This is a genomic window from Rhodococcus rhodochrous (assembly GCF_014854695.1).
Classification (GTDB): domain Bacteria; phylum Actinomycetota; class Actinomycetes; order Mycobacteriales; family Mycobacteriaceae; genus Rhodococcus.
In genome coordinates this window covers 4,786,964-4,813,240 of sequence record NZ_CP027557.1, presented here as the reverse complement: position 1 = coordinate 4,813,240, position 26,277 = coordinate 4,786,964, and the positions used below count along the sequence as shown (strand labels likewise).

The following is a 26,277-nucleotide window of genomic DNA, read 5'->3' as shown; positions in this document are numbered from 1 at the left end:
TCGAGTCAGCCAATTGAGCCGTTTCCTTACTTCTGTGCCGTGATCGGAGCGGCGAGCTCCTGCTCGTCGATCTGGACCTGCAGCTTCTCCAGCGTCTCATCGAGGCCGGCGCCGAGGCGCTTGCCCGGTGTGAACGTCGCCGGGAGATGCCGCATGCCCTGGATGACGCCGATGGAGTCGTAGTGCACCGTCGTCTCCGGATCGCACTTGTAGTCGGGCATCCGGTCGAGCACGGCGAGGAGCATGCGCTTGAACACGGTACGTGCCAGGTTCGAGCCGATGCACCGGTGAACTCCCAGGCCGAAGCTGAAGTGGCGGTTACCCTTTCGCTCCATATCGATCGAGTTCGGATCGTCGAACAGTGCCGGGTCGCGGTTGGCCATCGCCCACGACAGCCACAGGCGCTCGCCTTCCTTGAACTGCGTCCCCTTGAACTCGCAGTCGGCGGAGAACGTGCGACCGTCGCCCGGCGACGGGGTGAAGTACCGCAGGAACTCCTCGGTGGCGCTGTCGAGCAGGCTGTCGCGTTCCCGGCTGAGACGTTCGCGCTCGTCGGGGTTCTGGCTCAGCCACTCGAGTGCGTGCGAGGTCAGCGCCGTGGTGGTGTCGAAGCCGCCACCGATCAGCAGGCTGAGGATGCCGAGAAGCTCCATGTCGTCGGGCTTCTCACCGAGCACCTCGACGTCGGCGATCGCGTTGATCAGGCCGGGGCGGGGCTTCTCGCGGATCTCGAACAGGTTCGTGATCAGGTCGATGCCCATGTTGCGGTGCAGTTCGCCGACGCGGGCGATGTCCGGGGAGTCCGGCGGGGTGTAGATCGCGGCGTGGACCGGCTCGCAGTACACCTCCCACTTCTTGATGGGGACACCGAGCATGGCGAGGGTGATGACGGCCGGCACGATGTTCGCGAGATCGTCGACGAAGTCGATCCGTCCGCTCTCGATCTTCTCGTCGAGGCTCGCACGCACGACCTCGTCGATGACGGGGATCCACTTCTTGATCGCTGCGGGCGAGAGGTAGGGGTTGAGCAGGGCGCGGAACTCCCGGTGCTCGGGGTCGTCCATCTCCAGGATTCCGCCGCGCACGCCGGAAGCGCGTTCGGCTGTCGGAATCATGATGCCCTTGTAGCCTTTTCGGACACCTTTGATGTCGTGGTCGTTGGAGACGTTCGGGGATCGGACGAGGTTGAACACCTCGTCGCTGCCCGCGGCGACCCAGTGGCCGCCGTGGGTGTCCGACCAGGCCATCGGGCATTTCGACTGCATCTCTTCCGTGATCGGAAGGAAGTTGTCGCGGTAGTCGGGTGCGTGCCGGTCGAACTGGTAGACCGGAGTGCGGTGGGATGTGTCGGCAACGACGTCGTCGACGCTCATGACTGTCCTCTCTGACGCTTCGATCGGGGCTGTCGAAACGTTGGTGGTCAGGAGATCTGAATGGCCTGCTCAGGGCAGGACCGGGCGGCTTCGCGCACGGCCTCCTCCAGATGGGCGGGAACGTCTTCGACGACGGCGGTGGCGTGCCCGTCGATGTCACTGAGTTCGAAGACGTCCGGTGCTGCCATGGCGCACAGGGTGTGGCCCTGGCAGCGCTCGGGGTCGACTTTCACCTTCACGATGTTCCTCCCGGTAGAGGGTGTGAGTTTGTTCGGGCTGTAAACGTCCTCGCATACGCCGGGCCCGTCCGCGACGGGACGGTCAGATATGGAAGTCGTACCACTTGAGATAGCCGCCGCCGTCGACGCGCATCTGCATGCCGGTGACGTAGCGCGACTCGTCGGAGGCGAGGAAGAGCACCATGTTGCTCGAATCCTCGGGTTCGATATACGGAATCGACATCGCCTGCTGCACACCGAAAGCGGGCTCTGCATCCTGCCGGGTGGGCTTGTCGAGGTCGGGACGGAAGGACCGGTACATCGGTTCGCTCTGCAACATGTCGGTATTGCAGTTGGTGGGGTGCAGTGTGTTGGCGCGGATACCACGCGGAGCCAGATGTGTAGCGAGGGTGTGGATGTACTGTGCCAGTGCGCGCTTGGAGAACACGTAGGCGACGCCGCCGAGGTCCTTGCCGGGCTGGTCGACCTTCGAGACGTCCATGAGTGCGGCGGTGGAGCCGGTCGCGATGATCGATGCGCCTTCGGACAGGTGCGGAAGCGCGGCCTGTACGGCGTTCATGGTGCCGACGAGATTGGTGTTGACCACGTCGGTCCACGCCTGGGTCTGTGGTTCGCCCTTCATGCCGGCGACGCCGGCCTGGGCGACGACGATGTCGAGCTTGCCGAGCTCGGCGATGCCCTGTTCCACGGCGGCGTTCATCTGCGCGGCGTCGCGCACGTCGGCCTCGATGGCGACGATGCGTCGGCCTTCCTTCTCGACCAGGCGCACCGTTTCCTCGAGGTCCTCGGGCGTCGCCATCGCGTAGCCCATGGAGTCGATGTTCTTGCAGATGTCGACCGCGATGATGTCGGCACCTTCGGAGGCGAGCTTGACCGCGTGGCTGCGGCCCTGACCGCGGGCTGCACCGGTGATGAAAGCGACCTTGCCTTCTACACGTCCCACTGGATTGTCCTTTCGGTTCGGGTTCGGCAGATGGGGATGTCTCAGGTGTTGCGCCCACCGTTGACCCCGAGGATCTGACCGGTGATGTATCCGGCTTCTTCGGAGATCAGGAAGGAACACGCGGCGGCGATGTCCTCGGGCTGCCCGACGCGGCGGACCGGGGTGCGCTGGATGTGTTCGTCGATGGTGCCGCCGAGCAGACCCTTCTCGGCGGAGCGGTGCAGCATGGGGGTCTCGACGAAGCCCGGCGGTACGGCGTTGACGGTGATGCCGGACGGACCGTATTCCAGCGCAAGTGATTTGGTGAGTCCGTTGACGCCGGCCTTGGACGAGACGTAGGCGGTCATGAACTGCTGACCCGACTGCGCGCTCGACGACGAGATGTTGACGATGCGTCCCCAGCCGGCCTCGAGCATGTCGGGCAGGGCGGCCTGCACGCAGTGGAAGACGCCGCCGAGGTTGACGTCGACAACCTTCTGCCAGGTCGCGTAGTCGATGTTGTGGAAGCGCTTGTAGAGCTCGAGACCCGCGCCGTTGACGAGAATCGTGACGGGGCCGAGCTGCTCGCGGATCCGGGTGAAGGCGTCGTCGACCTGTGCGCGGTCGGAGACGTCGACCTTGTACTCGAGCTCCTCACCGGAGGGGTTGAGATCGAGCACCGCGACCTGGTGGCCGTCCTTGCGCAGGCGTTCGGCGATTGCCTTGCCGATTCCGGAGCTTCCGCCCGTGACGACCGCTGTCTTCACTGCCACGGTTCGTCACCGACGATCGTGGTGCGGCGCATGAGGCGCTCGGACGACGGGTCGTAGGGCAGTGCCCGGTGCAGCATGCCGGTGTTGTCCCAGACGACGAGATCGCCCACGGCCCATTCGTGGGAGTAGGAGAAGCGTTCCTGGGTGGTCCAGGCGAGCAGTTCGTCGAGGAGTTCGCGGCTCTCCTCGGGGCGCATGCCGACGATGTGGTCTGCGGTGGCACCGATGACGAGGGACCGACGACCGTCGCGGCGTTCCCACACCAGCGACGATTCACGCGGCGCGAGGGCGCGCCAGCGCGCCACCTGCTCTTCGGTCGGATCGGGGTAGACGAGCCGCTGGGCGGCTTCGAAGCTGTGGACGACACGCAGGCCTTCGTACCGCTTCTTCTCGTGGTCGGGAAGATTCTCGTAGGCGGCGTAGGTGCTGGCGAATTCCGTTCCGCCACCGACCATTGCGACGTGGCGGGCGGTGAGCGTGGTGGCCTTCGCCGGCACCTCGTTGGTGGTGTCGTCGATGTGCCAGTGGAACGTGCCTTTGAGGTATTCGGCCGACGGCGTCTTGGCGGGGTCGAGCGAGACGGTGAAGATCTCCTGCCCGGGGGCGGGCATGACGACCTTGCCGAGCTTGCGGCTGAAGGCGAGCTGGGCCTCGTCGTCGAGGTGAATACCGCGAACAAGAAGTACGCCACGCCATTTGAGTGCTTCGAGCAGCTGGGCGACCACACGCTCGTCGTCGAGGCTGTCCAGGCCAGTGACTTCCACACCGAGTGACGGGCTGAGGGCTGTAGTGCTGATCACAAGAATCTCCCTTCCGGTTGCGAGAACCATACTCTCGCGCGATTGAGCGCCGCAAGACCCGGAGAATTCGCCCATGCATGCCGTCGTTACGTGGCGGAGGTCACTTTCGGGGCTATCCTGCCGCGCTGCCCCTTGCTAGAGTTCTCGAAAGTCGAACAGATTAATTCTCTGATCTGAGAATGTGATTTCCGGACGATACGAGGAGATGGGATGTCAGTGCAGGAGAACGGAGCCACCGCGGTGGCCGACACCGCGACCACCGAAGTGACGAAGCGGCTGCTGATCGACGGGAAGCTCGTCACCGCCGAGCGCACGTTCGCGTCCTACAACCCGGCGACCGGCGAACTGGTGGGACATGCTCCCGACGCAGGCGTCGAGGAAGCCGAAGCCGCCATCCGCGCAGCGCGACGCGCATTCGACACGACCACCTGGTCGACCGACGTCGAGTTCCGGATCAAGTGCCTCGATCAGCTCTACCAGGCCCTGCGCGACAACATCGAGGAACTGCGCGAACTGACGATCGCCGAGGTAGGCGCCCCGCGGATTCTCACCTACGGCAACCAGCTCGACGCGCCGATCGAGATCGTGAAGTACTACGCCGACCTGCTGCGCACCACCGAGTTCACCGAAGACCTCGGCGAGGTCGATTTCCGAGGACAGCCGCACCGTCGCTGGGTGGAGAAGGAGGCTGCCGGCGTCGTCGCCGCGATCGTCGCCTACAACTACCCGACCCAGCTGGCGATGGCGAAGCTCCCCGCGGCGCTCGCCGCAGGCTGCACGATCGTGCTCAAGGGCGCACCCGACACTCCGCTCGTCACCCAGGCTCTCGCCGAGGTCATCGCCGAGCACACCGACATCCCGGCCGGCGTCGTCAACATCATCTCGTCGTCGCAGGTCGCACCGGGCGAGCTCATGACCACCCATCCGGACGTCGACGTCGTCACCTTCACCGGTTCGACCCCCGTGGGCAAGAAGATCATGGCCGCCGCCGCCGACTCGCTCAAGAAGGTCTTCCTCGAGCTCGGAGGCAAGTCGGCCCTCATCGTGCTCGAGGACGCCGACTTCGCGACCGCCGCACAGTTCGCCGCCTTCAGCATCTGCTCGCACGCCGGACAGGGATGCGCGCTGACGACGCGTCTGCTCGTCCCCCGCGACAAGCACGACGAGATCGTCGCGCAGGTCGCCGGGATGATGCAGAACGTGCCCTACGGCGATCCGTCGAACCCGAAGATCTACATGGGCCCGGTCATCAGCGAGAAGCAACGCGAGAAGATCCACGGCATGGTCGAGCGCGCCGTGGCGGACGGCGCGACCCTCGTCACCGGTGGCGAGAAGGTCGATCCGGGCTGGTTTTACAAGCCCACCCTGCTCGCGAACGTCGACCCCGACAGCGAGATCGCACAGGAGGAGGTCTTCGGACCGGTCCTCGCCGTCATCCCGTTCGACGGCGACGACGATGCCGTGCGGATCGCCAACAACTCCAAGTACGGCCTGTCCGGTGGTGTGCTCACCGCCGACGAGGAGCGCGGCATCGCGATCGGACGCCGGATCCGCACCGGCACCTTCTCCGTCAACGGCGGCAACTACTTCAGCCCCGACGTCCCGTTCGGCGGTTACAAGCAGTCCGGCATCGGCCGTGAGATGGGCAGGGCCGGACTCGAGGAGTTCCAGCAGCTCAAGGCGTTCTCGAAGGTGGTGACGTCGTGAAGCCACTCGACGGCGTCCGCGTCGTCGAGGTCGCGATGTACGGTTTCGTTCCCTCTGCGGGTGCGGTGCTCGCGGAGTGGGGCGCCGACGTCGTCAAGATCGAGCACGCGGTGACGGGCGACCCGCAGCGGGGTCTGCGGCAGACGGGAACCCTTCGTGTCGAAGGTGATCCGAATCCGAATGTCGAGCACGCCAATCGCGGCAAGCGCAGCCTCGGCCTGGACATCTCGATTCCCGAGGGCCGTGAGGTGCTGCTCGAGCTCGTGCGCACCGCCGACGTCTTCCTCACCAGTTTCCTGCCCAAGGTGCGGACCAAGCTGCAGATCGACGTCGACGACATCCGTGCGGTCAACCCGAAGATCGTCTACGCGCGGGGGAGTGCGCTCGGCCCGCGCGGCGTCGAGTCCGGCAAGGGCGGATACGACATGACGGCCTTCTGGGCGCGCGCCGGTGTCGCCGCGACGCTCACCCCGCCCGGCATCGAGGGGATGATCGCACCTCCCGGACCCGCCTTCGGCGACACGATCTCGGGCACGAACCTCGCCGGCGGTATCGCGGCGGCGTTGTTCAAGCGTGAACGCACGGGCGAACCCTCGGTGGTCGACGTCTCGCTGCTCAGCAGCGGGGTGTGGGCGATGGGCCACACCATCGCACTGTCCGCGCATCTCGGGCAGCACATGGAAGCGCCGAAGGCCGGTGGCCACGGCGCCCCGACGAACCCGCTCTCGGGTGTCTACGGCACCGCGGACGGACGCTACATCTCGTTCGTGATGCTGCAGCCGGCGAGGTTCTGGGCCGATGTGTGCACGCACATCGACCGCACCGACCTCATCGACGATCCGCGTTTCGCGGACGCACAGTCGATCGCTGCGAACACCGTCGAGGCCGTCGAGATCCTGCGCGAGGTCATCGGCAGCCGCCCGCTCGCGGAATGGGTCCAGCGGTTCGGCACGCTCGCCGGGCCGTGGGCACCGGTCCAGGACTCGCTGCAGGTCGTGAGCGACCCGCAGGTCCGCGACAACGAATATCTGGTCAAGGCAGGGGAACTCGAGCTCGTCGCCAATCCGGTGCAGTTCGACGTGACGCCGCCGCAGACCGGACCGGCACCCGAGTTCGCCGCCCAGACCGAGGAGATCCTGCAGGAGCTCGGTCTGGACTGGGAGCGCATCATCGAGCTCAAGACAGCGGGCGCAGTCACCTAGTCGGGGGCTGCACCCGGTTCAGGGAGGGCCAATGCCTTACATCGCATCGATCGGAACGTACCTGCCGTGCTGGGGTACTCCCGACGCCAGGATCGCCGGTGACGACGAGGACGCCGTCACCCTCGCCGTCGAGGCGGGCCGCGCCGCGCTCGAAGCGGGCGGATCCGTCGAGTACGTCGTCCTCGTCGGCCGGGATCTGCCGCTGACCGAGAGCAGCAACGCCGCGGTCCTGCTCGCAGGACTCGGACTCGATCCCGAACTCGAGGTGATCGAGCGACTCGGGGGCGCGCCGGCGACGCTGGACGCCCTCGGCTCGGCGCGACCACGGACACTGGTCATCGGGGTCGACCTGAACTCGGCCGGTGCGGCGGCAGCCCTCACCTCCGATCACGGGCTGCAGGTGCGTACCGCCGCACGCGTGTCGCGCAGCCTGCCCGTACGTACGCGGAACGCCTCCGGCGACATCCACGACTACGGGGACCCGAGACTGCTCAGGAAGCGGGGATATCTCGCCTCGCTCGCGACGGCCTGGGTGGACACCCCGGCCGTCGTGGCGGGAGTCCCGGCGCAGCACGCCGCCTCGCTCGCGGCCACCCAGACCACGGATCTGCCGACGACGGGCGCGAGTTCGGCGCTCTTCGCCCTGGCCGCGATGGCGGAGTCCGGTCTCACCGGACCTCTCGTCGGAGTCGAACAGGCCAGCCTGTCGGGACTGACCGTCGCGGAGGGAACGGCCGAGGTCCGTCGCCGGGAGAGACCGGCACGGCCCGTGCTCGATTCGGCACAGACCCTGCCCGGCGAGATCCCGATCTCGCTGGCGGCCTACGAACGGGCCTTCGAAGCCAAGGTGCGATGGGAGGGTGGCCGTTTCCTCGACAGCGACCAGGTCGACTTCCCGCCGCGCTACCGGATCGACGAGGACGGCTCGCTCGACACCGAGTACACCTTCGTCGAACTGCCGCGCACCGGGACGGTCTACACCGAGGTCACCGTGCACGTGCCGGTGCCGGGTCTGCGTACGCCGTACTCACTCGTCGTCGTCGACCTCGACGGTGTCGGAGTGCGTGCGCTGGTGCGGGTCACCGGCACCGTTGCCGGCAGTGTCGACATCGGTGACCGGGGACGGTTGGTGCTCCGCCGCATCGCGGTGCGCTCGGGTGTCCCCGACTACGGATACGCCTTCGAACCCGATTCGGATCCCGTGGACGAGGAGGAAGCGGCATGAGAAAGGTCGCGATCGTCGGCGCAGGAATGACACCCTTCGCCGAACATTTCGCTCTGGGCATCCGGGACCTGCTTCCGATGGCCTTCGCCGACTGCGCGGCGAGCGTCGACAAGGGCGTGAGGAAGTCGGACATCGACGCGGCGTGGTTCGGATCGATGGGGACGACGGACGGTTTCCCGTCCGGGATCCTCGCCGACACCCTCGGGCTGCACGACGTTCCGGTGACGCGAGTCGAGAACTCCTGCGCGACCGGACACGACGCGATCCGCAACGCGGTCTACGGCATCGCATCGGGGGCGTGCGACGTCGCACTCGTGATGGGTGCCGACAAACTCCGGGAGACGGCCTCGAAGGGCATGCTCTGGGAATGGGAATCCATGACGCGCGACATGGCGTGGGATTTCCCCCTCGGTCTCGCACAGGCGGGTTTCGCGCTGCACATGCGCCGCTATCTGTACGAGTCGCCGGCCACCCGTGAACACATGGCGATGGTCGCGGTGAAGAACCACCGCAACGCGTTGAACAATCCCAAGGCGTGTCGCCGATTCGAGCTGTCGGTGGAGGAGGTTCTCGCAGCCGATACCGTGGTGACCCCCTTCGGGGTCTACGACTGCGCACCGCAGAGCGACGGTGCGGCCGCCCTGATCCTGGTGGCGGACGACGTCGTCGACCGTTACACCGACAGGCCCGTGTGGATCCGCGGCACCGGTCTGGGTTTCGACGCCGTGATGCACCAGCACAAGCGCGATCTCACCTCTTTCGCGGCGACCCGGCGCGCGGCGAAACAGGCGTTCGGCATCGCGGGCCTGTCGCCGGGGGACATCGACGTCGCCGAGATCCACGACTACTTCACCGGAATCGAGATCATCAGCTACGAGGATCTCGGATTCGCCGAACGCTTCGAGGGTTTCAAGCTGCTCGAGGCGGGAGTCACCGAGGTCGGTGGGTCGCTGCCGGTCAATCCCAGCGGCGGTCTGAACACGAAGGGGCATCCACCGGGCGCGACCGGTGTCGCGCAGTGCGTGGAGTTGTTCGAGCAGCTCCGCGGACAGGCGGTCAATCAGGTCGACGGAGCGCGAACAGGTCTCGCGCACAATGTCGGAGGGCCGACGGCCGTTGCTGCCGTGACGATCCTGGAGGGCCCGGGGACTGATCCGTAACTCCACCCGGCATCGCTGTTCGGCGAGGACCCGTGCACCTGTTCGGTGCACGGGTCCTCGCCGTGCATACGAGCCGGCCCGGCACATCTTTCCGTCTCATATCTCGAATATCTTGCAGCACTGCAAGATTGCCGTTCTGAATAATTAGAAACTCCATTCGTCTTTTCTGTAATCCATATTGCCGCGGCCGCAGACAGGCTCTAATGTGTGGGGCATCACAGGTAGTGCACTCTGCTCGTGTTCTGCGTCGCCGTGATCCACGGCCTCGGTAGTACGACGAAAGTTGAGTCGGATGTTTCTCACAGTTTCGAAGAAGGTGGGCCGCAGCCTGCTGGTGGTCCTGCTGGTGACCATCGCGGTCGTCGGCCTGCTCGGTCTCGCGCCCGGCTCCGTCGCCCAGGTCATCCTGGGGGAGAACGCAACTCCCCAGGCGGTCGCCGAACTGAACGCGAAGCTCGGCCTCGATGCGCCCTTCTGGAGCCAGTACTTCGGGTGGTTGTCCGACGCAGTCCGCGGCGATCTCGGAACCTCGCCGCTGACAGGTCAATCCGTGAGCGAGGCGATCGCAGAACGACTGCCGGTCACGCTGCAGCTCGCCGCGATGGGTCTGCTCATCGCACTGGTGGTCGCACTGGTCATGGGGGTGATCTCCGCGTCCCGCCCGGGTAGCGCCGTCGACCGCGGCATGAACGCCCTGTCGGCCGTCTTCCTCTCGGTGCCCGCCTTCATCGCCGGCCCCGTCCTGATCTACTTCCTCGCGATCAAGCTCCAGATCTTCCCGGTGATGGGCTGGTCCCGGATCGGAGAAGGTCTCGGCGACAATCTGCGCAGCGCGATGCTTCCGGCACTCGCCATCGCGCTCACCGAGATCGCGGCCTTCCACCGCCTGCTCCGTACCGACCTCATGGGCACGCTGCGCGAGGATTTCATCGCCGCGGCCCGGGCCAAGGGGATGCCCTCCTGGTACGTGATGTTCCGGCACGCACTGAGGCCCTCGTCGTTCTCCCTCATCACCGTCGCCGGCATCAACCTCGGCCGCCTCATCGGCGGCACGGTGATCGTCGAGACCCTGTTCGGCCTACCGGGTCTGGGCCAGCTCGTCGCCTCCTCCATCACCTCGCGCGACGTGATCATGGTGCAGGGGGTCGTGGCCTTCATCGCCGTCGTCTACGTGGGCATCAACACCCTCGTCGACCTCAGCTACCAAGTCGTCGACCCGCGGGTCAGGAAGGTGGTCGGAGCATGACGCAGGTCGCGCTCGAGAAGAAGGACGACGCACAGCGGGTCGAGTCGGCCGCCCAGGATCTACCGAAGGTACCCGCCGCCAAGAAGACCCGTTCGGTGCTGGTCTACCTGTCGATCGTGTGGCTGGTTCTCATCATCGGTGCCGCGATCTTCGCAAGCGTCCTTCCGATGGCGCCGTACAACATTCCGATCGGACCTCCACGGACCCCACCGAATCTCGACTCCCTCGACACTTTCCTGGGAACCGACACCCTCGGCAGGTCGATCCTGTCCCGCGTCGTCTACGGTGCGCAGGTCTCCCTCGTCATCGGCGCCGTCGCCGGTCTCGTCGGCTTCCTGATCGGATCGTTCTTCGGCATGCTCGCCGGCTACTTCGGCAAGCGCGTCGACGCCGTGATCTCGCTGCTGGCCGACGCGATGCTCGCCTTCCCGCCGCTGATCCTGCTCCTGGCCCTCGCCTCGATCCTCACCCCGAGCGTGCGGACCATCCTCTTCGGTCTCGGCCTGCTGGCGATCCCGTCGTTCATCCGCCTCGCGCGTGCGAACACCCTCGCGTGGTCGTCGCGTGAATTCGTGAGGGCGGCGAAGAACATGGGTGCCGGCAGCGGGCGGATCCTGTTCCGGGAGATCATGCCCAACGTTCTCGCGCCCCTCGCGTCGTACATGCCCATCGTGATCGCGGCGCTCATCGTCGCGGAGGGATCGTTGAGCTTCCTCGGCCTGGGCATCCCGCCGCCGCAGCCCAGCTGGGGCGGAATGATCAACGACGGCAAGGACGCCATCGCCACGTCGCCGCACCTGGTGTTCGTACCGGCACTCGTCATCTTCTTCACGGTGTTCGCCCTCAATCAGGTGGGCGACCACCTCCGCACCAAGTACGACCGCACCCTGCACGACTGAACGCCCCGAAAGCGCTCGTACTCAGAACTTCCCGATGAAAGGTCGACAATGATTCGACGTAGAAGAATGTTCGCGGCGGTCGCCGTGGCCTGTTCCGCCGTACTGGTCCTGGGGGCCTGCGGATCGAGCGGTTCCGACACCGCCTCGGCCCAGGACACCGCGGCGGCCGGCGATCCCGTGGCGGGTGGTTCCGCCACCGTCCTCCAGGCAGGTGAGCCGCGTTCGCTCGATCCGGCCGCGCTGTCCAACACGTGGGCCCATCAGCCGGTGCTGGGCAACGCTCTCTACGGCGAGCTGATCATCACGAACAACGACACCTTCGACGTCGAATACCGTATGGCGACGGACTTCTCGACCGAGGACGACGGGAAGACGTTCACGCTCGCACTGCAGCCCGACCTGAAGTTCAGCGACGGCACACCCCTCGACGCCGCAGCGGTGAAGTTCAACTGGGACCGCCTCAAGGACCCCGCGCTCGCCTCGACGACGATCCGTCAGGCGTCACAGATCGAGTCCACCGAGGTCGTCGACCCGACCACCCTGCGCGTGACGATGGTCGAGCCCAACCCGCAGTTCGCCCAGGCCATCGTGGCCGGTGCACTGAACTGGATCGCCTCGCCGGCAGCCCTCGAACAGGGACAGCAGGTGTTCGACGAGAACCCCATCGGTGCAGGGCCGTTCACGCTCGTGAACTGGACCCGTCAGGACTCGATCCGACTCGAGAAGAACGAATCGTACTGGGACGCGCCGAAGCCCTACCTCGACGAACTCACGATCCGGACGGTGGCCGACTACAACCAGCGACTGAACGCAGCCACGACGGGGGCCGCGGACCTGTCGATGGAATCGAGCTGGACCAGCCTCGAGCGTGCCGAATCTGCGGGCCTCGCCACCCAGGTGACATCGACCGGCGGTGGACAGTTCGCCGCGATGAACTTCCGCAGGGCTCCCTTCGACGATGAGCGGGCACGTCGCGCCGTGTCGCTCGCTGTCGATCTCGATGCCGCGAACACCGTGGTGTACAACGGCGAGGGCGAAATACCCCGCACCTTCTTCCCCGAGGATTCGCCTTATTACGCCGACATCCCGCTCTCCGAGACGAATACCGAGGAAGCACAGAAGCTGTTCGACGAACTCGCTGCCGAAGGCAAGCCCGTCTCGTTCACCTACCTGGCCTACCCGACAGCGGAGGCGCGCTCTCTCGGCGAAGCCATCCAGGCCCAGCTCGGAGCATTCGAGAATGTGGATATGCAGGTCGAGGTGCTCGACTACCCGACGCTCACGGCGCGGGCGGGTGCGCGCGACTTCGACATGATCATTTCCTCGGCGATCACGCAGGACCCCGACTTCCCGCTCTCGATCGCGTTCGACTCCACGTCGACCGGCAACTTCACCGGCATCAGCGATCCCGAGCTCGACGCAGCTCTCGAGCGCGGCCGGTTCGGCGCGACCGTCGAGGAACGCAAGGAAGCGTACGACGTCGTCCAGCAGCGCCTGGCCGATCAGGTGGTGGGTCTCTGGTACGTCCGGGCCACCCCGTCGGTCGCCTATTCGAAGGATCTGCAGGGTGTGCAGCTCTACACCCTCGGATCGCCGATGCCGGCCGAATTCTGGCTCAGCAACAACTAGCCGATACAGCCGACAAGACGGAAGGGACCGGCTCGCCGTGACCACTCAGCCCATTCTCGAAGTGAGAAATCTCCGTGCCTACATCGGCACGCCACGAGGCACCGTCCGCGCAGTGGACGACGTGTCGCTCGATCTGGACTCCGGACAGGCGCTGGGTATCGTCGGCGAGTCGGGCTCCGGAAAGTCGGTGATGGCCCGGGCGATCATGGGGCTCATGCCGCCCCGCTCGGGCCGGTCCGGATCGGTGACCTTCCAGGGCCGCGACCTGCTGGCCCTGACCAAGAAGGAGAAGCGCGAGATCTGGGGCAAGCAGATCGCGATGGTCTTCCAGGATCCGGGCCGGTCGCTCAACCCGGTAGTCCGGGTCGAGCGCCAGCTCACCGAGGGGATGCGGAAGCACCTCGGCGTCAGCAGGTCCGAGGCACACACCCGGGCCCTGAAGCTCCTCGAGGAGGTGGGCGTCCCCGACCCGGAACGACGCCTCCGTAACTACCCCCACGAGATGTCCGGTGGCATGCGCCAGCGCGTGATGATCGCGATCGCGCTGGCGTGCGAACCGGATCTGCTCATCGCCGACGAACCGACCACCGCCCTGGACGTGACGATCCAACGTCAGATCCTCGACCTGCTGCGGCGCGTCCAGCGCGACCGGGGCATGTCGATGATGCTCATCAGTCACGACCTCGCGGTGGTCGCCGGTCGCACCGACCGGGTGTCGGTGATGTACGCGGGGCGGCTCGCCGAGGTCGGTTCCACCCGTGAGGTGTTCGAGCAGCCGATGCACCGCTACACCCACGCCCTGCTCGGGGCGACCCCGACGATCGATCATGTGCGGCACGCACCGCTGCGGGTGATCGGCGGGTCGCTGCCCGACCCGACGTCGCCACCGGACGGTTGCCGGTTCGCGCCGCGCTGCAGCCACGCGTCGGACGAATGCCACACCACGCCGCCCCCGCTCGAATCGGTGGGCGTCGATCATCACGTTGCGTGTCTGAGCCCGGTGACCGTTCCGGTCGGGGCCGTTTCCGGAGGTGAATCCCATGGCCGGTAGTGGTGCCACCCATCTGCGCGGCGACGAGGCCCTGCTCAGCGTGCAGGACCTCGTCGTCGAGTACCCCACCGACAACGGTACGGTGCAGGCGGTTTCGAAGATCAGCTTCGACGTCCTGCCCGGTGAAACCCTCGGCATCGTCGGCGAATCCGGGTGCGGCAAGTCGACCACCGGTCGTGCGGTGCTGCGCCTGGACCGCATCACCTCGGGCCGTATCCGGTTCGGCGACGAGTGGATCGAGCAGGCGAACGAGAACCGGATGCGCTCGCTCCGGCGCGACATGCAGATGATCTTCCAGGACCCGGTCGCCTCGCTCAATCCGCGCCGGTCGGTCGCCGACATCGTCGTCGAGGGCCTGACGGTCGCGAAAACACCTGCGAAGGAACGGGCGACGACATCGGTGTCGGTCCTCGAACAGGTCGGTCTGCCCGGCGAGCGCTTCGCCGGCATGTTGCCCCGCCAGCTCTCGGGTGGCCAGGCGCAGCGCGTCGCCATCGCGCGGGCGCTCGCCCTGAATCCCCGGCTGCTCATCTGCGACGAACCGGTCTCGGCACTCGACGTGTCGGTGCAGGCCCAGATCCTCAACCTGATCGAGGAACTCAAGGCGGAGTTCGACCTCACCGTCGTGTTCATCGCCCACGATCTCGGCGTGGTGCGCACGGTGAGCGACAAGGTCATGGTCATGTACCTGGGCAAGGTCTGCGAATTCGGTGACTCCATCGAGATGTACGACGACCCGGCGCATCCCTACACGCGCGCGCTGCTCGATTCGGTGCCGCTGACCGACCCGGAGAAGGGATTCGCCGGACCACCCTTGGCCGGCGACGTGCCGTCGCCGCTCGCGCCCCCCACGGGTTGCCGGTTCCGCACCCGCTGCCCGATGGCCCAGGACCGTTGTGCCGAAGAGGAACCCGAGATGCGTGAGGTCCGTCCGGGCCAGTACGCGGCCTGCCATTTCCCACTCCCGTCCGTGACCGGACGTGATCTTCCCGAACCCGCCGCAGTCGGTGCCGGTGCGGACGCCTGACCGACAGAAGGATCATTCGATGACCGATTCTGCAGAGTTCGCCGATCGATACGGGCCGTGGGCGCTGATCCTCGGGGCATCGGAGGGGGTGGGCGCAGAGTTCGCGCGGACGTTCGCGGCGCGCGGTCTGAACGTCGTCCTGCTCTCCCGCCGGCCCGAGGCGCTCGAGGAGGTCGCCGCCGAGATCCGTTCGCGTGGCGACGTGGAGACGAGGATCCTGGCGGTCGATCTGTCCGCTCCCGACGCCATGGAGATCATCACCGAAGGTACGGCCGATCTCGAGATCGGCACCGTCGTGTACTGCGCGGGCGCAGATCCGAATTTCCGGCCTTTCCTGGACAATCCGGTCGAGACTGCCGTCGGACTCGTTCAGCGCAACTGCATCACGAACATGCGCGTCTGCCATCACTTCGCCCACGGCATGGTCGAACGAGGAAGGGGTGCGCTGATCCTCATGTCGTCCGCCGCGGGCTTGCGCGGTGGGGCGAACATGGTGGCCTACGGTGCCTCCAAGGCGTTCGACATGGTGATGGCCGAAGGTCTGTGGGCCGAGTTGAAGCCTCACGGTGTCGACGTCCTGTCCCTCGTGGTGGGCCGTACCGACACCCCGGCACTACGTCGACTCCTCTTCGCCCGCGGCGCGATCGACAGCCTCGACGCGGACGTTCCGGGCCTTGCGACACCCGCGTCCGTCGTCGCCGAGGCGCTCGACAATATGGCCGACGGGCCGACCCATCTTGTGGGTGAACAACTGCAACAGGCGTGGCGGGAGATGACATCCATGACCCGCAGTGAAGCGGTCCGGGAAGCCGCCGCCCGCCAGGCCTCCTTCGCCGCGGCAACACGTTCCTCCTGATCTTCCTTTCTCGGCCCTGCAGTACCTGTGTGCTGCAGGGCCGGTCCGTATCCGGGTCGGTGTTCGAAAGGTGACGCATGTTCGGAAAGAGATACCTCGCCAGGGGATTCGCGTCGGCCTGTGCCGGCGTTCTCCTGCTGTCCGGTTGCGGCGGTGGCGACACCGCAGACGCGAGTGAGACCACCGCGGCGGGCGATCCCGTCGCGGGCGGTGAACTCGTCGCACTCCAGCTGAGCGAGCCCCGCACCCTCGACCCGGGAGGGTTGTCCAATACCTGGGCTCACCACCCGATCGTGGGCAACGCGTTGTACGGGACGTTGATGACCAACGACCCGACGACGCTCGAGGTCGAGTACGGACTCGCCACGGGGTTCACGACCGACGACGGGGGTCGCACGTTCACCCTCACGTTGCGACCGGACGTGACCTTCACCGACGGAACACCTTTCGACGCGGCCGCGGTGGAGTTCAACTGGAGGCGCATCGCCGACCCGGCGACCGGCTCGAGCGGCATCCGGCAGGCCGCGCAGATCACCGGTTACGAGGTGGTCGATCCCGGAACTCTGAAGATCACACTCGCCGAACCCAATCCGCACTTCGCGCAGGGCGTGATCGCCAACGCGCTCAACTGGATCGCCTCGCCCACCGCGTTGCAGAAGGGACAGGCCGAGTTCGACGCGAATCCGGTCGGCGCCGGACCGTTCACGTTGGTGAACTGGACCCGTCAGGCCGAGATGACCTTCGAGAAGAACCCGGACTACTGGGACGCCCCGAAGCCGTATCTCGATCGGCTGGTCGTGCGCGGTGTATCGGACGGACCCCAGCGGATCAATGCTGTCACGACCGGGGCCGCGGACCTCTCGCTGGAGGCGAACTGGTCGAATCTCGCCAAGGCGGACGCCGCCGGCCTGCAGACCGTGGTGACCGAGGTCGGAGGAGGCCAGACCCTCGCCCTGAACCTCCGGCGCGCACCCTTCGACGACGAACGTGCACGACGTGCGGTGGCTCTGGCGCTCGATCTCGACGGTCTCAACAGCGTGGTCTACAACGGCGACGGTGTCGTGCCGACCTCGCTGTTCGCCGAGGGTTCACCGCTCTACACAGACGTGGAGTGGCCGACGGCGAATGCCGAGGAGGCCCAGAAGTTGTTCGACGAACTCTCGGCCGAGGGCAAGCCCGTCTCCTTCACCTTCCTGTCGTACCCGACGACCGACACGCGGACCACGGGCGAGACCATCCAGGCACAGCTGAGCGCCTTCGACAATGTCGACGTGCAGGTCGAGGTGCTCGACTACGCCCAGGTCACGGCCCGATCGAATGCCCGCGACTTCGACATGATGGTGTCCTCCGCCGCCGTGCAGGATCCCGACTACACACTGTGGACGGCATTCCACAGCAGGTCGCCGGGCAACTTCACCGGTGTTGCGGATCCCGAACTCGACGCGGCACTCGATCGGGGTCGTCTCTCGGAGTCGACGGACGAACGCAAGGACGTCTACGCGGAGGCCGAGCAGCGGATCGTCGAGCTCACTCCGGCGATCTTCTACATCGCCGCGGCGCCCTCGCTGATGGCCTCACCCGACGTGCAGGGCATCGAGATGTACACCCTCGGATCGCTTCGCCCCGAGGAGATCTGGATCGAGGACTGATGTCGGTTCGGCTCCCGGGGCACCACCTCGGGAGCCGAACCTCATGCCGATACAGAGGGCAGCGGCGCACGAGCCGTGAACAATGGAACGAGGAGACGCCGGGGTGGACGGAACATCGACGACGGGTTTCGCCGGTCGCACGATCTGGGTACTGGTGTTCGCCGGCATCGTCACCACGGTGATGTCGACCCTCGTCATCCCGCTGCTCGGTGAACTGCCCGCTCTGCTCGGGACCAGCCCGTCCAATGCGTCCTGGGTGGTTACGGTGACCCTGCTCGCGGGTGCCGTCGCGACACCCGTGACGGGACGTCTGGGCGACATGTACGGCGCCCGCCGGATGCTGCTGGTGTGCACGATCCCGCTCATCGTCGGGTCGTTCCTGTGTGCACTGTCGTCGTCGCTGGCGCCGATGCTCGTCGGCCGTGCCCTCCAGGGTGCGGGCTTCGGGATCGTGCCCCTCGGCATCAGTGCGTTGCGTTCCCTCGTGCCACCGGCGCGCCTCGGCTCGGCCATCGCCCTGATGAGTTCGTCCCTGGGGATCGGGGGAGCGCTCGGGTTGCCTCTCGCAGCGGCTGTCATCCAGTTCACGAGCTGGCGAATGCTGTTCTGGGGAGTCGGTCTTCTCAGTGTGCTCGTCGCGGTGCTCATCGCGTGGCTCGTGCGGGACACGCCCGTTCCACCGGAAACGGGCCGGTTCGACGGCTTCGGCACACTCGGTTTGTCGCTGGCGCTGGTAGCCGGATTGCTGGCGATCTCGAAAGGTGGCGACTGGGGCTGGACCAGCGCGACCGTCCTGATCCTGTTCGCCGTCTCGTTCGTCGTGTTCGTGGTGTGGGGCCGGTGGGAACTGCGGGCCGCGGCCCCGCTCGTCGATCTTCGCGTAGCGAAGGGCAACCGGGTTCTCGTCACCAACCTCGTCGCGACCCTGATCGGCTTCTCGATGTATTTCCAGGCGTTGCTGGTTCCCCAGATCCGGATGCTGCCCACGGAAACGGGATACGGGCTGGGGCAGTCGATGGTGGTCATGGGATTGTGGTGCGCACCCGCCGGACTGCTGATGATGGCGGTCTCCCCGTTGGGAGCACGGCTGACGACCATCCGTGGGCCCCGCACGACCCTGTGCACCGGATGTCTGATGATGGCAGCCGCGTATGCCTCGTCGTTGTTCCTGATGGGCTCGACCTGGGGCCTGATGGTGATCACGTGCGTCATTGCCGCGGGAATCGGGCTGGCGTACGGAGCGATCCCCACGTTGATCATGGGAGCGGTTCCACCGACACAGATCTCGTCGGCCAACAGTGTCAACACCCTGTTGCGTTCGGTGGGAGGCACAGCGTCGGCTGCGGTCGCGGGAGTCGTGCTCGCTCAGATGAGCGTCGACTTCGCAGGAACCGTGGTCCCCTCACAGAACGGATTCCTCACCGGAATGCTGATCGGCGCGGCGACCGCCCTGTTGGCGGCCGCCGCGACCATGACCATCCGTCGTGTGGACTCTGCGGACCGGGCCGATACACGACCTGCGGCATCCGCCTCCCGCCCGTGACCGGCTCCGGTCGACAGGGGACAGCGTCAACGATGCGACAGAGCGGTGGGGTGTGCTTCGTTGTCGATACCCGGGATGCCGCGTCCACGCAGCGATGCACCCGCGGTCTCCGCCACGAAGTAGAGGGCGACGAGGCCGACCGCGCAGGCGCCCATCATGTAGAAGGCCGGCATGAGGTCGTTACCGGTCCGCTCGACGAGCCATTCGTTGATCGCGGGAGCCGTACCACCGAAGATCGAGGTGGACACGTTGTACGAGATCGCGAACCCGGCGAACCGGACCTGAGTGGGGAACATCGCGGGGAAGGTCGCCGAGATCGTCGACAACTGCATCACGTACAGCAGTCCGAGCACGGTGAAGCCCAGGATGGCCCAGCCGAAGCCCACCGACATCAACATGTACATCGGCACGGCGAGAACGAACAGACCTGCCAGCGACGCCGCCCAGAGGGGCTTGCGCCCGATCCGGTCCGACAACGCCCCGGAGAACGGGATGACCGCCATCATCGCGAGCTGACCGATCAACACCAGGATCAGTGCCGAGGTGGTCGTCAGACCGATCCGATCCTCGAGATAGGTCGGCATGTAGCTCAGCAACGTGTAGTTGCAGACGTTCAGCGCGATGACCAGACCCATCATCTTGATGATCGGCCGCCAGTACCGGGTGATCAGGTCCTTGAACTCGGCGCCGACGCTGGCCTCCTCCTGGTGCGCCTCCTCGAGTTCCTTGAAGACCGGTGTCTCGTCGAGTTTCGAACGGAGGTAGAGGCCCACCAGGGCGAGCGGGCCGGCGACGAAGAACGGCAGTCGCCAGCCCCAGGTCGCCATGAAGGCGTCGGTGGACAGCAGATCGATCATCAGGACGAGGAACGCACCGACGGAGAAACCGCCCAGCGTGCCGAACTCGAGGAAGCTGCCGTAGAAACCACGCTTGCGGTCGGGGGAGTACTCGGCCATGAAGGTCGCCGCGCCGCCGTACTCACCGCCGGTGGAGAAGCCCTGGATCATGCGCAACAGCACGAGCAGCAGCGGCGCCCAGAACCCGATCGATTCGTACGAGGGGACAGCGCCGAGCAGCACCGTCGAACCACCCATCAGCAGGATGGTGAGCGCCAGGATCTGACGACGACCCAGCCGGTCGCCGAGCGGACCCCACACGAAACCGCCCAGCGGCCGCATGATGAAGGAGACTGCGAAGACGCCCAGCGTGAGCAGTGTCGCGGATTCGAGATCGCCGGGAAAGAACGAATCGGCGATGTAGGTGGCCGTGTAGGCGTAGACGCCGTAATCGAACCACTCGGTGAAATTGCCCATGGCCGACGCGCCGATGGCGCGCCGTACCGTCTCCGGCCGCTCTTCGTGAGCGTCCGGTGTCGGGTCGACGGAACCGTTCTCCACGATTGCCCCCTCCGATCGAGCTCGGTGCCTCGGCGGATACCCGAGGCGGAGGAGGACGAAACCGATTCCCGTGAAGTTCCTCGAAGCCGTGGTCAGGCGGACAGTCTGCTGAGGGGATGCGCCGACGAGACGTACCGTGCCCGGTCACGTCGGTCCGCCGCGGCGGCGAGGTCGACGGTGTCGAGCCGCTCGTCGCAGATGCGCACGAGTTGCTCGAGGATGTGTGGTTCCAACTGGTTCCACCGGTGCTTGGTCAGCAGGCCGCGGAGGCGGTGGAAGTAGTTCTCGGGGGTGATCCCGAAGGTGACCCAGATGTCCTCGTCGGGCCCACCGTTCCAGTGCCGCCACTTCACGGCGAAAGCGATCATCGCAGCTTCGTCCGACATGCCGGAACTCCTGTCTGATGGGGGATGTGTCAACGGAGTAGTTCTTTGACGACCTTGCCGGTCGCGTTGAGGGGGAGCGCGTCGATGTACTCGACGACACGCGGAACCTTGAATCCCGCCATGCGTGTGCGGCTCCAGGCGATGAGGTCCTCGGCGGGGACGGGATCGGACGAGACGACGAACGCCTTGCCCACCTGGCCGAGCCGGTCGTCGGGAATCCCGATCACGGCCACCTGGTCGACGGCCGGGTGTTCGAGCAGGAAACCTTCGATCTCGGCGGGATAGGCGTTGAAGCCGCCGACGACGAACATGTCCTTCTTGCGTCCGATGATCCGGAGGTGGCCATCGGCGTCGATCTCGCCGAGATCACCCGTGTGGAGCCACCCTTCGGCATCGACGGCTGCGGCGGTGGCCTCCGGATCGTCGAGATAACCCTGCATCACGTTGTATCCGCGGATGAGCACCTCGCTGTCGTCGGCGATGCTCACTTCCACACCGTCACAGGGTTTTCCGACGGTCGTGGCGATCTGTTCGAAGGTATCGCCGCGGCGGGAGGCCGTCGCGGTGCCGGCCTCGCTCAGACCGTATCCCGTCATGATCGTCTCGAAGGGCAGTTCGTTCCGGATCCGCCGGATCAGATCGACCGGGATGTCGGCCGATCCGGTCACGGCCGCGCGCAGCGACGACAGGTCGTGCGTCCGGTCCTGCTGCGCTGCGAGGAGCGAGTGGTAGAGCGTGGGAGGTCCGGGCAGCATGGTCACATGTTCTCGCTCGATCAGGTCGAGGACGGTGTCCGTCTCGAAGACCGGGACGGGAATCATCGTGGCGCCGCGGATGAACGACGCGACGAGACCGGCCTTGTAGCCGAACATGTGGAAGAACGGGTTGACGAGCAGATAGCGGTCGCCGCGTCGCAGATCGGCCAGATCGCACCACTCGGAGAACATCCGGAGGGTCTGCAGGTGGTTCATCATCACGCCCTTGGGGCGTCCGGTGGTGCCCGAGGTGTACATGATGTCGGCAATGTCCTCACCGGCCACCTCGCGTACGAAAGGTCTTCCGCTGTCGAGGAAACCGGAGGCGATGTCGATCCGGTGGACACCGGCCGGCACCACGTACTCCTGGTCGAGGAAGCCGTCCTGCACGAGGGTCAGCTTCGCTCCGCTGCGCCGGATGATGTCGCCCGCCTCGTCCTCGCGGTAGCGGGTGTTCACCGGGACGAGCACACCACCCGCGGTGAGCAGGCCGAAGGCCGCGACGATCCACGCGGCGGAGTTGGGGGCCCAGATCGCCACCCGATCACCCTTGCCGACACCTGCGTCGGCGAATGCCCCGGCGGCGCGGCGAATTCGATCGGTGAGATCGGTGAAGGAGATCCGGAGGTCCCCGTCGACGACCGCTTCGGCATCACCGAAGCGGTCGCCGGCGCTGAGGACCATCTCGGGGATGGTCCGCCTGCTCATACCTTCAGGAGCCTCGCGAGGTTGCCGCCCATGACCAGCTTCTGGTCCTCGAAGGGCAGGTGCTGGATGTGCTGGATGTAGGTGGTCGGCTCGGCCAGGCCCTCGGGGTGCGGGTAGTCGGAACCGAACAGCACGCGCTCGGCGCCGATGAGGGCGGTGAGCTTGCTGAAGTCCTCCTCCCAGAAGGGGCTGACGTGAATGCTGTTCTTGACCGCCTCGACCGGGTCCTTCATGCCGAAGCCCTCGGGGGCCTTCTTGAAGGTGTCGGCGAGGTTCTGCAGCAGACCGGGCAGCCAGCTCGCGCCGTTCTCGATCACCGCGATCCGCAGCTCCGGGAATCGGAGGAGTGCACCGTGGCAGACCCACGATGCGACCGCATCCTGGATCGGACGCCACTCGTTGACCATGTGGAAGGTGTTGGTGACGAACGGCAGCATCTCCTTGTCGGCGCCGTCCCACTCCGCCGTGTGGCGGGCGTAGCCGCTGTCGGAGGAGTGCTGGGTCACGAGCACGTCGAGCTCGACGACGCGCTTCCAGAAGGGATCGAACTCCGGCAGGGCGAACGAACGCGGTCCGCGGTAGCCGGGAACCGGAGCCGGGCGCACGAGGATCGCCTTCGCGCCGCGTTCGACGCACCACTCGAGTTCCTCGATGGCCTTGTCGACGATCGGCAGGCTGATCACCGGCACGGTGAAGATGCGGTCCTTGTAGTTGAAGGACCACGTCTCGTAGAGCCACTGGTTGAGTGAGTGCACGACGGCGTGGATCAGCTCCGGATCGTCACGCATGCGCTCCTCGACGAGGCTGGCGAGGGTGGGGAACATGAGCGTGCGCTCGATGCGGAGTTCGTCCATGAGCTCGAGACGGGCCGCCGGCTCGCGGAAAGCCGGGATCGACTTCATGGACTTGCCGAAGATCTCCCGACGGCTCTTGCCCTCGGGGTTGCCGTTCTTGAAGTAGTCCTCCATGGCGCCCGGTCGGGCGACGACCTCGAAGGTCGGGTTGGGGATGTACTCGCTGATCTGACCGCGGATCGCGATCTTCGTGCGGCCGTCGACCTGCACGTACTTGATCACGTCCTTGTACTTCTCCGGAAGGAACTTCGTCAGTGCCTCCTCGGTCTCGTACAGATGGTTGTCCGCATCGAACAGCTGGTACGGCAAATCGTTCGCGGTCATCAAATCCTCCTTCTCCTGTTACGAGAATACTATTCTCATGTGTGCGCAGCCGCAATATCCTGACGAACCCGGAACTTCTGGATCTTCCCGCTCGCCGTGCGCGGGAAGTCGTCGACGCAGTGCAGTTCCTCGGGCCACTTCTGCTTGGCGATGCCCGCCTGCCCGAAGTGTGCGCGGATGTCCTCGAGCGACGGCATCTCGTGCCCGGGCCGCAGGCGCAGCACGGCGGCGGCATGCTCTCCGAGGCGCTCGTCCGGCGCCGACACGACGGCGGCCTCGGCCACCGAGGGCAGGGTCAGGAGCACCTCCTCGACCTCGAGCGCGCTGATGTTCTCCCCACCGCGGATGATGAAGTCGGCCTTGCGGTCGGTGATCGTCAGGAAGCCGTCCTCGTCGACGATCGCGACGTCTCCGGTGTGGTACCAGCCGTCCTCGTCGAAGGCGCGGGCCGTGAGTTCCGGGTTCGTGTATCCCATGCACAGATCCGGTCCGCGACTGAGGATTTCGCCGTCGTCGGCGATGCGGATCTCCACTCCGGGGCACGCGTTGCCGTCGGTGAACAGACGCTTGTCCACCGGGTCGGTGACGAGCGAGCTCGTGATCGACGGGTGCTCGGTGCTGCCGTAGGCGCGGAACACCGTGATGCCGAGATCGTCGAGACGACGGGTGACGGCGGCGGGCACGGTCGACCCGCCCAGGCCGGCGTACTTCATGTACTGCAGGTGCCGGTCCGGGTCGAAGTTCGGGTGGTCGAGCAGGCTGGTGATGAAATAGGTTGCGCCTCCGCCGATCACGAGTCCGTCGCTCTCCATCAGTTCGATCGCGCGGGCCGGATCCCAGACGTCGAGCAGGTTGATGGGGGTGTGGTCGAGAATCGGGATGAGGAAGGCGTTGACCATGCCGATGAAGTGACCCACCGGCGCACCCGTGAGCTGTGAGCCGCGGTCGGCGGGATAGCGCTCGGAGAGCTGCCTCGTCTCGAAGCCGAGCGTCCGGTGCGTGTGGATCACGCCCTTAGGATCGCTCGTGGTGCCGGAAGTGAACGCCAGCAGTGCCGGCTGCGAGGGGTCGACGGGGAGCACGCCCTCGAAGGGTTCGTCGTCGAGCAGGTCGTCGAAGTCGCGTCCCACGACACCGACGACAGGGATGTCGGCGCACAGTTCGGGCCGATACTCGGTGTATCCGAACTTCTCGGCACACACGAACACCTTGGGAGCGGACTCGCGCAGGATGTATCCGAGTTCCTTGGGACCGTAGAAGTGGACGATCGGCACGACGGTCGCGCCCAGGAAGGACGAGGCCCAGAAGACGGCCGCGGCCTCCATCCAGTTGGGGAGCTGAAAGGCCACCACGTCGCCGGGGCCGACCCCGCGGCGGTGCAGGCCGGCTGCGAGGCGCCGCGCGACGTGCTCGACCTCGCTCACGGTGCCCGACCACGGTCGGATGGTCGAGTGGATGCGGAACTCGGTGTCGGGTGCGGCCTTCAGGCCGCGCGCCAGCATGTCGCCGATCGTCTCGCGAGTCCACCACCCTTCGCTCTCGTAGCGTTCGACCAGTTCGGAGGGGATCTGCCGCATCTGAAAGCTCCAGTGTCCGGGATGGCGTCACGCCGCCGTTCGTCGCGGCGCGACCGGTTCAGACCGGCCTTGGCCGGATGTGGAGATGGTATTCTCCGAAAAGTAGAATTCCAATATCAGTTCGGAGAGCAGACCATGGTGGAGCTGGAGCTCGACGACGGACTCGCCGTCGTCACCATCGATCGCCCGCACGCGCGCAACGCCATCGCCCCCGAGACGATGGACCAGCTAGAGAAGGTGCTCGACGAGGCCGGGCAGGCGCAGGCGCGTGCCCTGGTGATCCGTGGTGGTGGCGACCGCGCCTTCGTCTCCGGCGGCGACCTGAAGGAACTCGCCAAGCTCCGCACCCACGAGCAGGCCGCCGACATGGCCCGGCAGATGCGCGCCGTGTGCGACCGGATCGCAGGTTTCCCCGCGCCCGTCGTCGCCGCGCTCAACGGTCACGCACTCGGCGGTGGTGCCGAAGTGGCCGTCGCCGCCGATATCCGCATCGCCGCGGACGACATCAAGATCGGCTTCAACCAGGTGTCGCTGGCGATCATGCCCGCCTGGGGCGGAGCCGAACGGCTGGCCTCGCTGGTCGGACGCGGGCGTGCCCTCATGCTCGCCGGGACCGGCGACATCCTGCGAGCCGAGGAGGCCGAACGCATCGGCCTCGTCGACAAGGTGATCCCGCGGGAGACCTTCGACGAAGGGTGGCGCACTCTCGGCCGCGCCCTCGCCAATCCGTCCTCCGCGTCGATCAAGCATGTCGTGAACGGCGCGAGTCCGGAGGAAGCGGTCGACGCGTTCGCGCGGTTGTGGATCGCCGATGCCCACTGGGAGGCGGCCGACAAGGTGCTCTCACGAGGCAAGTAGGACAAGCCTGCTCGTTCCGAGGGCCGCGCTGATCTCCACACGTGTCCGGCGGCCGGACGTTTGGATGCCTGCCCGGCGGGAAGCCTTCATAGGTCCTGTCCCTCCGACGCCGGGAGC

The 26,277-nt window shown here is 66.3% G+C and carries 23 protein-coding genes; 13 read left to right on the top strand and 10 right to left on the bottom strand.

What is annotated here, in order from left to right; genetic code table 11:
- Positions 1–26: 26 nt before the first annotated feature.
- The 5 genes from C6Y44_RS21885 to C6Y44_RS21865 all read right to left on the bottom strand — a co-directional run bounded on the left by C6Y44_RS21885 (position 27) and on the right by C6Y44_RS21865 (position 4,107).
- Positions 27–1,373, bottom strand: coding sequence for a cytochrome P450 (locus C6Y44_RS21885; RefSeq protein WP_159417439.1), 1,347 nt, complete (start codon positions 1,371–1,373; stop codon positions 27–29).
- A 47-nt stretch (positions 1,374–1,420) separates the two neighbouring features.
- Complete coding sequence (locus C6Y44_RS21880) at positions 1,421–1,612, bottom strand: ferredoxin (protein WP_088898328.1); 192 nt, start codon at positions 1,610–1,612, stop codon at positions 1,421–1,423.
- A gap of 82 nt (positions 1,613–1,694) precedes the next feature.
- Positions 1,695–2,555, bottom strand: a complete 861-nt coding sequence (locus C6Y44_RS21875; RefSeq protein ID WP_088898327.1) for a mycofactocin-coupled SDR family oxidoreductase — start codon at positions 2,553–2,555, stop codon at positions 1,695–1,697.
- Between the two features lie 41 nt (positions 2,556–2,596).
- Positions 2,597–3,301 (bottom strand): SDR family NAD(P)-dependent oxidoreductase, encoded by a 705-nt coding sequence (locus C6Y44_RS21870; RefSeq protein ID WP_088898326.1) that lies wholly within the window; start codon positions 3,299–3,301, stop codon positions 2,597–2,599.
- Positions 3,298–4,107 carry a TauD/TfdA dioxygenase family protein gene (locus C6Y44_RS21865; protein ID WP_174246983.1) on the bottom strand — a complete coding sequence of 270 codons (810 nt, stop codon included), beginning with the start codon at positions 4,105–4,107 and terminating at the stop codon, positions 3,298–3,300. Before C6Y44_RS21865 ends, C6Y44_RS21870 begins: the two co-directional genes overlap by 4 nt.
- A gap of 210 nt (positions 4,108–4,317) precedes the next feature.
- Between C6Y44_RS21865 and C6Y44_RS21860 the strand changes: the two genes are divergently transcribed.
- The 12 genes from C6Y44_RS21860 (at position 4,318) to C6Y44_RS21805 (ending at position 19,301) form a co-directional block, all read left to right on the top strand.
- On the top strand, positions 4,318–5,814 hold the full coding sequence (locus C6Y44_RS21860; protein WP_159417440.1) for an aldehyde dehydrogenase family protein: 1,497 nt from the start codon (positions 4,318–4,320) through the stop codon (positions 5,812–5,814).
- Positions 5,811–7,016, top strand: coding sequence for a CaiB/BaiF CoA transferase family protein (locus C6Y44_RS21855; protein ID WP_088898324.1), 1,206 nt, complete (start codon positions 5,811–5,813; stop codon positions 7,014–7,016). Before C6Y44_RS21860 ends, C6Y44_RS21855 begins: the two co-directional genes overlap by 4 nt.
- 31 nt (positions 7,017–7,047) lie before the next feature.
- Positions 7,048–8,241 (top strand): OB-fold domain-containing protein, encoded by a 1,194-nt coding sequence (locus tag C6Y44_RS21850; protein WP_088898323.1) that lies wholly within the window; start codon positions 7,048–7,050, stop codon positions 8,239–8,241.
- On the top strand, positions 8,238–9,401 hold the full coding sequence (locus tag C6Y44_RS21845) for a thiolase family protein (RefSeq protein ID WP_159417441.1): 1,164 nt from the start codon (positions 8,238–8,240) through the stop codon (positions 9,399–9,401). The genes C6Y44_RS21850 and C6Y44_RS21845 overlap by 4 nt, the downstream gene beginning before the upstream one ends.
- Before the next feature lie 292 nt (positions 9,402–9,693).
- Entirely contained in the window at positions 9,694–10,647 is a 954-nt protein-coding gene (locus tag C6Y44_RS21840) for an ABC transporter permease (protein ID WP_159417442.1), read from the top strand.
- The gene (locus tag C6Y44_RS21835; RefSeq protein WP_159417443.1) at positions 10,644–11,546 is read left to right on the top strand and encodes an ABC transporter permease; all 903 of its coding nucleotides are present in this window, start codon (positions 10,644–10,646) and stop codon (positions 11,544–11,546) included. Before C6Y44_RS21840 ends, C6Y44_RS21835 begins: the two co-directional genes overlap by 4 nt.
- A 48-nt stretch (positions 11,547–11,594) precedes the next feature.
- Entirely contained in the window at positions 11,595–13,175 is a 1,581-nt protein-coding gene (locus tag C6Y44_RS21830) for an ABC transporter substrate-binding protein (protein WP_225623651.1), read from the top strand.
- 37 nt (positions 13,176–13,212) lie between these two features.
- Positions 13,213–14,226: an ABC transporter ATP-binding protein gene (locus tag C6Y44_RS21825; RefSeq protein ID WP_159417444.1), complete on the top strand. Its 1,014-nt coding sequence runs from the start codon at positions 13,213–13,215 to the stop codon at positions 14,224–14,226.
- Positions 14,216–15,253, top strand: coding sequence for an ABC transporter ATP-binding protein (locus C6Y44_RS21820; protein ID WP_159417445.1), 1,038 nt, complete (start codon positions 14,216–14,218; stop codon positions 15,251–15,253). The genes C6Y44_RS21825 and C6Y44_RS21820 overlap by 11 nt, the downstream gene beginning before the upstream one ends.
- 19 nt (positions 15,254–15,272) lie before the next feature.
- Positions 15,273–16,109, top strand: a complete 837-nt coding sequence (locus C6Y44_RS21815; RefSeq protein WP_159417446.1) for an SDR family NAD(P)-dependent oxidoreductase — start codon at positions 15,273–15,275, stop codon at positions 16,107–16,109.
- Positions 16,110–16,186: 77 nt separating this feature from the next.
- The gene (locus C6Y44_RS21810) at positions 16,187–17,758 is read left to right on the top strand and encodes an ABC transporter substrate-binding protein (RefSeq protein WP_159417447.1); all 1,572 of its coding nucleotides are present in this window, start codon (positions 16,187–16,189) and stop codon (positions 17,756–17,758) included.
- 103 nt (positions 17,759–17,861) lie between these two features.
- Complete coding sequence (locus C6Y44_RS21805) at positions 17,862–19,301, top strand: MFS transporter (protein ID WP_225623650.1); 1,440 nt, start codon at positions 17,862–17,864, stop codon at positions 19,299–19,301.
- A 26-nt stretch (positions 19,302–19,327) separates the two neighbouring features.
- Here the strand turns inward: C6Y44_RS21805 and C6Y44_RS21800 are convergent, their stop codons facing one another.
- From C6Y44_RS21800 to C6Y44_RS21780, 5 genes are all read right to left on the bottom strand, one after another.
- Complete coding sequence (locus C6Y44_RS21800; RefSeq protein ID WP_225623845.1) at positions 19,328–20,614, bottom strand: MFS transporter; 1,287 nt, start codon at positions 20,612–20,614, stop codon at positions 19,328–19,330.
- A 176-nt stretch (positions 20,615–20,790) separates the two neighbouring features.
- Positions 20,791–21,084, bottom strand: coding sequence for a DUF3263 domain-containing protein (locus C6Y44_RS21795; protein ID WP_120280469.1), 294 nt, complete (start codon positions 21,082–21,084; stop codon positions 20,791–20,793).
- A gap of 29 nt (positions 21,085–21,113) precedes the next feature.
- The gene (locus C6Y44_RS21790; RefSeq protein ID WP_159417450.1) at positions 21,114–22,547 is read right to left on the bottom strand and encodes a FadD3 family acyl-CoA ligase; all 1,434 of its coding nucleotides are present in this window, start codon (positions 22,545–22,547) and stop codon (positions 21,114–21,116) included.
- Positions 22,544–23,725 carry an amidohydrolase family protein gene (locus tag C6Y44_RS21785; RefSeq protein ID WP_159417451.1) on the bottom strand — a complete coding sequence of 394 codons (1,182 nt, stop codon included), beginning with the start codon at positions 23,723–23,725 and terminating at the stop codon, positions 22,544–22,546. The genes C6Y44_RS21790 and C6Y44_RS21785 overlap by 4 nt, the downstream gene beginning before the upstream one ends.
- Positions 23,726–23,760: 35 nt before the next feature.
- Positions 23,761–25,302, bottom strand: a complete 1,542-nt coding sequence (locus C6Y44_RS21780; RefSeq protein ID WP_159417452.1) for an AMP-binding protein — start codon at positions 25,300–25,302, stop codon at positions 23,761–23,763.
- A 135-nt stretch (positions 25,303–25,437) separates the two neighbouring features.
- Between C6Y44_RS21780 and C6Y44_RS21775 the strand changes: the two genes are divergently transcribed.
- The gene (locus C6Y44_RS21775; protein ID WP_159417453.1) at positions 25,438–26,160 is read left to right on the top strand and encodes an enoyl-CoA hydratase/isomerase family protein; all 723 of its coding nucleotides are present in this window, start codon (positions 25,438–25,440) and stop codon (positions 26,158–26,160) included.
- Positions 26,161–26,277: the final 117 nt, after the last annotated feature.